Genomic DNA, 9,567 nt, shown 5'->3' on the forward strand with positions numbered 1-9,567 from the left:
ATGATGCCATGTCGTTACATCGCCCTGAACGCCTTGTCTGGGATCTGGACTGGAATCTTCTGCGCAGTTTTGTGGTAATCGCGGAGGTCAAAAGCATCACCCGCGCGGCAGAGCGTCTCAACCTCAAACAACCAAGCGTAAGCAATGCGTTGCGCCGATTGGAAGACCGCATCGGCCAGCGACTGGTGGAACGCGACGCAACCCATTTTGAACTGACGGACGTTGGCAAACTGCTTTACGAACAGAGCATTGAGGTCTTCGGCGCGATTTCACAGCTGCCGCAACTGGTGCGTGGCGTCGGTGACAATGTGACTGGCCATGTCACCATTTCTGTCGCCAGCCACATCATATCGCCGATCTTCGATCAGGCGCTCGCGCTGTTTCATGAACAGCATCCCAATGCGACACTGACGATCAACGTATCAGCCAGTACAGAAGTCGCGCGGCTTGTGCGCGAGAAGCGCGCTTCCTTCGGCCTTGGTCTGGTGAGCAATCGCGACCCCGCGCTCGACTACACCATGGTCTATCGCGAGTTCTTCGGGTTTTTCTGCGGGCCCCGGCACCGGATGTTCGGCCAGTCCGGGCTTGCCCTTGCCGATCTGAAAGGGGAACCATCGGTTTCGTTCCAGACCGATCACATTGCCGACGCGTTACGGCCTGTAGCCCTGTTGCGCAGCGAGGCGCGACTTTCACCGGATGTGGTCGGCACCTCGTCAAGCCTCGAAGAAGTCCGCCGGATGATCATCACCGGGCTTGGCATCGGTCCTCTTCCATTGCATGTCGCGCGACGCGAGATTGATGACGGTCTTCTCTGGCGTCTGCCGCCTTACGACAACCCGCCTGCCATCGATGTTTTTCTAATCCACAACCCTGAAGCCAATCTCAACAAGGCAGAAAAGGCCATGCTGGCCGGACTGAAATCTATCATTGCATCAACGCCCCTTGAGGAGCGCATCTACCAGGGTTGAGCCCCCAAAGCCCCCAATCTTCACGGCTGCGCCAGCAACGTCTCATGATAGGCCCAGAACTCGTCTATGAAGCGCTGCGCCAGACTGTTATCGGGGCCATTACTGCGACGAATGACCAGAAACCCAGCATCGACGAAGCTCGTGAAAGGCCGGATCGCAACGCCGCGTCCGCGAAAATCGGTTGCCGACGACGGATCGATGATCGTTATGCCAACACCTTCGGCCACAAGCGTCAGCGCCGTGTGCGACAAGCGAGTCTCAATGGTGGCCGACCGTGGAATGCGCGCAAGCGCAACCTCGACGCGCATGGCAAACAGCGACCCCGGCTCCAGCGTGATCATACGTTCATCGGCGAGATCATCCGGTGAAACCTCCGGATAGTCTGCAAGACGATGCCCCAGCGGGACAGCGACAACCGCCGGTATCGCCCGGGTTTCAATATTGAAACCGGGCCGGTCGAGCGGACCATCGGCAAATCCGAGATCGACCTGACCAGATGCGACGGCCTCAACAACCATCGCCGAAGGAATACCGTTGAGAGAGGCGTGGATATTGGGTCGCTCCTTGAGAAAACGCGCAAGGAAGCGCGGCATGATCCCGTTTGCAAGCGCAGGCATGGCCGCTATCCGCAACATGCCCGCATTCTGACGGCTGATCTCGTCGGCGAAACTCCGGATGCGATTGAGCCCGACATAGGCCCGCTCCACCTCCTGCAACAGCGTCATGGCCGCCTGCGTAGGGATCAACTGGTTTCCGCGACGGTTGAAGAGCTTGAGTTTCGTGTCGATCTCAAAGTCGCGGATCAGGCGGCTCACGGCGGGCTGGGTGATCGACATCAGTTCCGCTGCAGCCGTCATTTTTCCAGTTAGCATGACGGTTCGGAACGCTTCGACCTGACGCAGGTTCATGTTTCACCATAATATTTGGTTATGCTTGAGGCTTCATTTCGAATTTGACTGTATTGAGCCCCGCTGTCAAACCACTCCCATAAACGTACCGGCGCGGTGAAAGCACCGGACATAAAAAGGGAACGAGGCAGTTGGGTGCGGTCAGCGCATATCTGGATTTGATGGGTTTTGCCGAAGGCGGCTGGGGCTACGATATGCTCCGGGCCACCGGCATGACACTCGCGGTAGCCTTTTGCGGCTTTGCGGCAGGTGCGGTGTTCGGTATGATTGCCGCTGCCGCGTCATTTTCATCACAGCGCATTCTCAGAGTTGCGGCTGACGGCTATTCGACAGTGCTTCGCGGCATTCCCGATCTCCTGGTCATTTACCTGTTCTATTTCGGCAGCAGCGCCGTGTTGAGCCAGATTGGCGCGTTGTTCGGCGGGCAAGGTTTCGTCAGTGCGCCAATCTTCATCACCGGTGCACTGGCCATCGGTGTGGTATCGGGTGCTTATCAGGCCGAAGTTTATCGCGGCGCGGTGCTTGCACTCCCCAAAGGCGAGATCGAGGCTGCCAAGGCCTATGGCATGCCACCGCGTCTGCTGTTTCGCCGCATCATGGTTCCGCAGGCGGCACGCTTCGCCATTCCGGGAATCGGCAATGTGTGGCAGCTCGTCTTGAAAGAGTCGGCGCTGATTTCGGTCGTCGGACTGGTTGAGCTGATGCGTCAGGCGCAAATCGGCGCTGGATCAACCCGCAAGCCTTTCACCTTCTTTCTGACCGCCGGGCTGCTTTATCTCGTCATCACATTCATATCGGGCTTGCTGTTCAAGAATGCTGAAAAGCGCGCCATGCGCGGTATCCGGAGGGCGGTATGAGCTTTCTCGACCTGCCGTTCATGTTCGACAGTTTTGTTCAGCTATGCCGGGGTATTCCGCTGACGCTGCAACTGATGGCGCTATCAGTTATCAGCGGCGCCGTGCTGGCCACCATACTGGCCACGATGCGTCTGTCGGGCAATCTGGTACTGGACCTCATTGCGCGAGGTTATATCTTCGTGCTGCGCGGCACCCCGCTGCTCGTGCAACTCTACATCATCTATTACGGCCTCAGTCAGTTTCCAGAACTGCGCCGGAGCTTTCTCTGGCCGTTTTTGCGGGAACCCTATTGGTGCGCGGTACTGGCTCTTGCACTCAATACAGCTGCCTATAGTGCCGAAATCATTCGTGGCGGCGTCCTGTCGGTTGCGACCGGGCAGATCGAAGCGGCGCGCGCTTATGGCATGAGCGGCTTCACCCTCGTCCGTCGCATTCTGGCCCCACAAGCATTGCGACAGATGCTGCCCGCCTATTCGAACGAAGTAATCTTGATGGTGAAGTCCACCGCGCTGGCATCAACCATCACCATGATGGAGGTAACGGGGCTGGCGGCCAAGCTGATTTCCGCCACCTATCGCCCTGTCGAAGTCTTCATCTGTGCAGGCGCGATTTATCTCCTCCTGAACTTCGTAGTCACCAGAATCTTCAAACTGCTGGAATACCGCCTGTCGGCGGCTCAGCGTCAGCCTGTCATCGTGCATGCCGCCGGAGGAAACTCATAATGCAACGTTTCGAAACGCCTGCGGTCGAGATCAAGAACCTCGAGAAATGTTACGGCGCGCACAAGGTTCTGCATTCAGTTTCCTTGCAGGCCCACCAGGGTGAAGTCATCTCCATTCTGGGTGCATCAGGTTCCGGCAAATCCACACTGCTGCGCTGCATCAATATGCTGGAAGTGCCGGATGCAGGCAGTGTGGCTATTCACGGCGAGGCATACAAGCTCGACCAACAGCCCGGGCGCGCAGCTCGTGCGGCCGATGCGAAACAGGTTCAGCGGCTGCGCGGTCAGGCGACGATGGTGTTTCAGTCGTTCAATCTGTGGTCGCACCTGACTATCCTCGAAAATCTGATCGAAGCGCCTGTCCATGTGCAGAAGCGAAACCGGTCGGAGTGCATCGCCGAGGCTGAAGCACTGCTGGAGCGGGTCGGCATTGCCGACAAACGCAACTTCTATCCCGCGCATCTTTCTGGTGGCCAGCAGCAACGCGCCGCAATTGCCCGCGCGTTAGCGATGCGGCCGAAGATCATGCTGTTCGATGAACCAACCTCCGCGCTCGACCCCGAACTGGTGGCCGAGGTGTTGAAGGTCATGCGCGATCTGGCGGCAGAGGGGCGCACCATGCTGGTCGTGACCCACGAGATGGGCTTCGCCCGCGATGTTTCTAGCCGTGTCGTGTTTCTGCGTCAGGGCGTGATTGAAGAAGAAGGCACGCCCGACGAGGTTTTTGGCAACCCCAAAAGCGAACGGTTCCGGCAATTCATTTCCAAACAAAACGCGTGAACCGATCAATCGGTTTTCTAACAGAGGTGAACATATGAAACTGAATTTCGTCCTTTCCGTTCTCGGCGTTCTCGCCGTTGCCCCGACCGCGCATGCCGAAGATGTTGTGCGCATCGCGACCGAAGGTGCTTATGCGCCGTGGAATTTCTCCGGCCCGAACGGTGTGCTGGAAGGCTTCGAAATTGACCTCGCCAAAGACCTTTGCGAGCGCCTGAAAGCGAAATGCGAAATCACCGCTCAGAACTGGGACGGCATCATTCCATCGCTGACCGCTGGCAAGTATGACGCCATCATGGCGGGTATGAGCATCACGCCGAAGCGTGAGGAAGTGATTGCGTTTTCGTCGCCTTATGCGGCAGCCATCAACTCCTTCGCAGTCATGGATGACAGTGACCTCGCCGATCTGCCGGAAGGCGGCAAGCCGCTGAATGTCGATTCCGATGCGGCCAAGCCGGTGCTCGAGGAAATCGCCAAGAAAATCAACGGCAAGACCGTCGGCGTTCAGGGTTCCACAACCGCTTCTGCCTTCATGGAACAGTATTTCAAGGATGGCGCGGATGTGCGTGAGTACAAGACTGCCGAAGAACACAATTTCGACCTGACCAGCGGTCGTGTGGATGCGGTTGTCGCCAATGCCACAGTTCTTGCGGCTGCGCTGGAAAAGGACGACATGAAGGGCGCAAAGCTGGCTGGCCCGCTGTTTTCGGGCAAGGTCTTCGGCATGATCGGTGTCGGTCTGCGCAAGGAAGATACCGCCCTGAAAGGTCGCTTCGATACTGCCATTCAGGCCGCGATTGCCGACGGCACGGTGAAGAAGCTTTCCGAGAAGTGGTTCAAGGTGGACGTGAGCCCGCAAAACTGAGCCAACACTATCGGGCCTGANCAGGCCCAACACTGACGACGCTGTGACAACAGATTGATTTACGAATGCGCAGATTGCCGGACCAAAACATAATCATTATCGGAGCGGGACTGGTTGGCTCTGCCATCGCCTGGGGTCTCGCCCGATCTGGTCTGCGTCCAATGCTTCTCGATGGGGAAGACCTGTCCCTGCGCGCATCCCGTGCCAATTTCGCGCTCATCTGGGTACAGGGCAAAGGCGTAGGAGCACCACACTATGCCCGTTGGACAATGCAATCTGCGCACCTGTGGCCCGCTTTCGCGGATGAATTGCGGGATGTCACCGGGCTTGATGTGGCGTTGAAACAGACCGGTGCCTTTACCTTCTGCCTCGACGAACACGAGCTTCAAATGTTTGCCGAAGACGTCGATACCGTGGCGCGGCAACTTGGCAATGACGCCCCGGAACATGTTGTGCTCGACCATCAGGGAACGGCCAAAATGGTCCCCTCCATCGGCCGGGATGTGATCGGTTCGATCTATTCGCCGATGGACGGCGACGTGAATTCACTGCGCCTGTTTCGCGCCTTGCATACCGGCATGATCAACCTCGGCGCTTCCTACGAACCGCATTGTGAAGTCTCATCCATCACCCCGCAAAACGGCGGCTTTCTCCTGAGTGGCACATGGGGTGAAGTCTTCACCGAACGCGTCATTCTGGCTGCGGGCAACGGCAATGCAGAGCTTGCAAAGAGTGTCGGTCTCGATGCGCCGGTTGTGCGCAGCAAAGGTCAAATTCTTGTAACGGAGAAATGCGCGCCCTTCTTCCCCTATACAGCGGCGACGCTGCGGCAGGCGGATGAAGGCGGCGTGATGATCGGCGACAGTCAGGAAACCCATACGGATCGGATCGCCACCAATCAGGATATCAGTGCAGTTCTGGCCAACAGAGCCGTGCGGACGTTCCCCCATCTGGCCGACGTCAATGTCATTCGCAGTTGGGCCGGATTTCGGGTCAAGACACCGGACGGCCTGCCTGTCTACGAACAATCCGAAAGTCACAAGGGCGCGTATGTCGTCATGTGCCATTCTGGCGTCACGCTTGCAGCCAACCACGCTCTGATCGTGGCTAAGGAAATAGCAGCCGATGTCAAACAACTTGCTGGTGATGCCTTCTCCGGCCGGAGGTTTCATGTCTCCTAAAATGTTCCTGAAAACTGAGACACCAGAGGAAACCGTGACGATCACATTCGATGCACGCACCTTGACGGTGCCTGCCAATGTAACTGTCGCCGCAGCGCTGCTTGGAGAGGGTATCAACCGGCTCAGAAACAGCGTCGTTGGTGATCAGCCACGAGCGCCCTACTGCCTGATGGGTATCTGTTTTGAATGTCTGGTCACCATTGATGGTGTTCAGAACCGCCAAGCCTGTATGACGCCCGTTGTCGATGGAATGGTCATTTCTTCGCAGACCGGCGCACGTCGGGTGGAACCATGACCACCATGCTCAAGAGAATTTCCGATATCCATGCGCTCGACGCGGCCTATGATCTCGCCATTATCGGCGCCGGACCGGCGGGCATGTCGGCAGCGGCGGAGGCAAGCGCCGCTGGCGCTAACGTTGTCCTGTTCGACGAGAACCCCGCCGCTGGCGGCCAGATTTACCGTGGCATTGAACACAATACGACTGCCCGCAGACCGTTTCTCGGCACCGACTACTGGCGAGGCAAAGAAGTCTTGCAAGCATTTATCGCCAGCAATGCCACCTATGTGCCACAGGCTCTCGTCTGGAGTGTGGAACCACAGGATGGCGACAACAACGGCGTTGATCTGCGCGTATCGGTAAGCGGCAAGAGCGGGATTGTTTCAGCGCGCCGCGTGATCTTCGCGACTGGCGCGATGGAGCGCCCGATGCCTGTCAGGGGCTGGACTTTGCCGGGTGTAATGACCGTTGGCGCGGCACAGATTGCACTGAAGACTTCCGGCCTCCTGCCCAACGGACGTGTGGTTCTGGCAGGAACCGGTCCGCTCCTCTACATGTTCGCCGTGCAGCTGTTGCAGGCGGGCGGCAAGGTTGCTGCTCTGCTCGATACGACGCCCGGCGCAAATTACGCGAAAGCTGCATCGAACCTGCCTTCATTCCTTTTCTCGCCCTATTCCTTGAAGGGGCTTTCCCTGCTTTTGAAGGTGCGCAAGTCGGTGCCGGTTTATTCCGGTGTCACCGAAATAGCCATTGAAGGAAAAGACGAAGCCGAAGCGATCTGCTTTTCGGCCAAAGGCAAGACTCACAGGCTTGCTGTCGATAGCGTGTTCCTGCATCAGGGTGTGATCCCCAACAACAATCTCGCCAATGCTTCGGGCTGCACGCTCGTGTGGAACGACGGCCAGAAATGTTACCAACCACAACTCGACGACAATGGTCGTTCGTCTGTTCCGTCCATCTATATTGCTGGTGACGGCAGCGGCATCGGCGGTGCATTGGTTGCCGAGCACAGCGGACGTGTCGCAGCGCTCGCAGCCTGTCGGGATATCTTTCCGGCATTGGCCACAACGTTGAGTTCGAAAATCGCAAAGCTGCATGCACAAGCGCGGCGCTTCGAGCGTGGTCGATCCTTTATCGATGCGCTCTACCTGCCTGCACAGGCATTTCGCGCACCGGCGGACAGAGACACGATTGTCTGCCGTTGCGAGGAAGTGACCGCAGGCGCAATCCGCGACGCGGCGGCCTGTAACATCGCCGGCCCGAACCAGCTGAAAACCATGTTCCGCTGCGGCATGGGGCCTTGTCAGGGTCGTTTGTGCAGTTCCACAGTCACGGAAATTCTGGCCGAGGTGCAAAACCGCGCGCCGGAAACAGTCGGCTTCTATCGTCTGCGTGCGCCGGTGAAACCGGTGCCGCTCAGCGAAATCGCAGCACTCCCTCAAACCCCCGATGCTGTTTTCGCCGTTACTGGCGAGCAACCGGACAATTCCCCAACCATCTGAAAGGATTAAACTATGGCTGAGCGTTTCATTCAGACACCGATCATGCATCGCGTCGTCGAGCACAATGGCATTGTCTATGTAGGCGGAACCACCTGTGATGACGAAAGCCTGGATATGGCCGGGCAGACCCGCGAAATCCTCGCCAAGCTCGACAGCTATCTGGCGCAGGCAGGCACGGACAAGACCAAGCTTCTGGCAGCCACCATCTTCGTAACGGATCTCAACAAGAAGCCTGAAATGGATAAGGTCTGGAAGGAATGGATCGATCCTTCGCTGCTGCCAACCCGTGCAACCGTTGGTGTTGCAGATCTCGGCGGCGACACGCTGATTGAGATCGTGGTTTCCGCTTATAAATAAGCGACCTTTGGAGTTGCCCCTTAAAAACCGGACATTTTCAGGATTGAGCATTTCGGCTCAGGAACTCTCGTGGAGATTGATATCCTAAAGCCTTGTGCGGGTGAAGATTGTTATAGTGCTCGAACCATGATGGCAGTTGAGCCATGACAGTTTCGGCGTCCGGCGTCGGGTTGATCCGGACATAATCGCGCTTGAATGTTTTGACGAAAGCCTCAGCCATTCCATTTGACTGCGGGCTGCGCACTGGTGTTCTGCACTGTTCCATACCGATATCCCGGAGCAGGGACGCGGTGTTTTTCGCAATGAAGCATGAACCATTGTCGGTAAGCCACTGGATGGGCTCTGCCAGCATATTGATGCGCCCGAAGCGGTTTTCTACCGCCGTGATGACAAGGTCCTGTACATCTTCGCTCTTGATGCCTTCTGTCGTGGCCACATGAGCGATTGCTTCCCGATCACAGCAGTCGAGCGCAAATGCAACGCGGACCTTTTCCTTGTTGTCGCACGTGATCTCGAAGCCATCGGAGCACCATCTGGTATTGGAGCGCTCGACGGTGACTTGCCCGTCGTGTCTGCGTTCACCGGCAGCTCCGGTATGGCGCTGAAGGAGCAGATCATGCCGCTTCATCACGCGATAAACACGTTTGGCGTTCGGCCATGAACGCCCCTGTTCACGGGCCTTGCGCCGCAGAATGGCATGAACGCGCCGATAACCATAGGTCGACATTTCTTCAATGACCGCCTTGATCTGAGCAACCAGATCAGCGTCGGGAAGCGGAGGTCTCCCTCGGGCTCTGGAAAGGGTGCCTGTGGCGCGTGCAGCGATATTCGACCGGGCAACGCCTAACGTCTCGCATAGCGCCTTCATCGCAAAACGTCCTTCGGCAGCGAGATTGAGTGCAGCAGTCGTTTTTTTGGGCCGTTGGCGATTTCGAGGGCCTCCTTGAGAATTTCCCCTTCCATCGTCTTCTTGCCCAGAAGGCGCTGTAATTCCTTCACCTGAGCCTGAAGCGCCCGGTATTCCGAGGCAGGGACAACCTCCTCTTCGGCTGCGGTGGCAACCAAGGCACCCTGCGATGCAAGCTTGCGCCACGCGAACAGCTGGTTAGGCGCAATGCCATGACGACGGGCGACCAGACTGACCGTCGCGC

At 57.5% G+C, this 9,567-nt stretch carries 11 protein-coding genes; 9 read left to right on the forward strand and 2 right to left on the reverse strand.

Going from position 1 to position 9,567, the window contains the following annotated elements:
- Window positions 1-8: 8 nt before the first annotated feature.
- Window positions 9-968: a LysR family transcriptional regulator gene (locus ACTJKP_RS22910; RefSeq protein WP_078340560.1), complete on the forward strand. Its 960-nt coding sequence runs from the start codon at window positions 9-11 to the stop codon at window positions 966-968.
- Window positions 969-988: 20 nt separating this feature from the next.
- Here ACTJKP_RS22910 and ACTJKP_RS22915 read toward each other — a convergent pair whose 3' ends face one another.
- Window positions 989-1,876, reverse strand: a complete 888-nt coding sequence (locus tag ACTJKP_RS22915) for a LysR substrate-binding domain-containing protein (RefSeq protein WP_078340561.1) — start codon at window positions 1,874-1,876, stop codon at window positions 989-991.
- Window positions 1,877-2,037: 161 nt separating this feature from the next.
- Here ACTJKP_RS22915 and ACTJKP_RS22920 point away from each other — a divergent pair, with 161 nt between their 5' ends.
- The 8 genes from ACTJKP_RS22920 (at window position 2,038) to ACTJKP_RS22955 (ending at window position 8,416) form a co-directional block, all read left to right on the forward strand.
- On the forward strand, window positions 2,038-2,733 hold the full coding sequence (locus ACTJKP_RS22920) for an ABC transporter permease (RefSeq protein ID WP_440632311.1): 696 nt from the start codon (window positions 2,038-2,040) through the stop codon (window positions 2,731-2,733).
- Window positions 2,730-3,455 (forward strand): ABC transporter permease, encoded by a 726-nt coding sequence (locus ACTJKP_RS22925; RefSeq protein ID WP_078340562.1) that lies wholly within the window; start codon window positions 2,730-2,732, stop codon window positions 3,453-3,455. The genes ACTJKP_RS22920 and ACTJKP_RS22925 overlap by 4 nt, the downstream gene beginning before the upstream one ends.
- Window positions 3,455-4,234: an ABC transporter ATP-binding protein gene (locus tag ACTJKP_RS22930; RefSeq protein ID WP_440632307.1), complete on the forward strand. Its 780-nt coding sequence runs from the start codon at window positions 3,455-3,457 to the stop codon at window positions 4,232-4,234. The genes ACTJKP_RS22925 and ACTJKP_RS22930 overlap by 1 nt, the downstream gene beginning before the upstream one ends.
- Window positions 4,235-4,268: 34 nt before the next feature.
- Entirely contained in the window at window positions 4,269-5,096 is an 828-nt protein-coding gene (locus tag ACTJKP_RS22935; RefSeq protein WP_440632308.1) for a lysine/arginine/ornithine ABC transporter substrate-binding protein, read from the forward strand.
- A 65-nt stretch (window positions 5,097-5,161) separates the two neighbouring features.
- Window positions 5,162-6,277 (forward strand): NAD(P)/FAD-dependent oxidoreductase, encoded by a 1,116-nt coding sequence (locus ACTJKP_RS22940; protein WP_078340565.1) that lies wholly within the window; start codon window positions 5,162-5,164, stop codon window positions 6,275-6,277.
- A gap of 1 nt (window position 6,278) precedes the next feature.
- The gene (locus tag ACTJKP_RS22945; protein ID WP_078340566.1) at window positions 6,279-6,572 is read left to right on the forward strand and encodes a (2Fe-2S)-binding protein; all 294 of its coding nucleotides are present in this window, start codon (window positions 6,279-6,281) and stop codon (window positions 6,570-6,572) included.
- Window positions 6,569-8,059, forward strand: a complete 1,491-nt coding sequence (locus tag ACTJKP_RS22950) for an NAD(P)/FAD-dependent oxidoreductase (RefSeq protein WP_440632309.1) — start codon at window positions 6,569-6,571, stop codon at window positions 8,057-8,059. Before ACTJKP_RS22945 ends, ACTJKP_RS22950 begins: the two co-directional genes overlap by 4 nt.
- 12 nt (window positions 8,060-8,071) lie before the next feature.
- The gene (locus ACTJKP_RS22955) at window positions 8,072-8,416 is read left to right on the forward strand and encodes a RidA family protein (protein ID WP_061345658.1); all 345 of its coding nucleotides are present in this window, start codon (window positions 8,072-8,074) and stop codon (window positions 8,414-8,416) included.
- A gap of 37 nt (window positions 8,417-8,453) precedes the next feature.
- Here ACTJKP_RS22955 and ACTJKP_RS22960 read toward each other — a convergent pair.
- Window positions 8,454-9,567, reverse strand: a protein-coding gene (locus ACTJKP_RS22960; protein WP_440630270.1) for an IS3 family transposase whose coding sequence is annotated in 2 segments (ribosomal slippage) — window positions 8,454-9,337 and window positions 9,337-9,567 — 1,115 coding nt annotated over the 2 segments. Because the reading frame shifts where the segments join, the coding sequence is not laid out codon by codon here. This gene is flagged as partial in the annotation.

The sequence above is a fragment of the Brucella sp. 22210 genome, assembly GCF_052045675.1.
Lineage (GTDB): Bacteria > Pseudomonadota > Alphaproteobacteria > Rhizobiales > Rhizobiaceae > Brucella.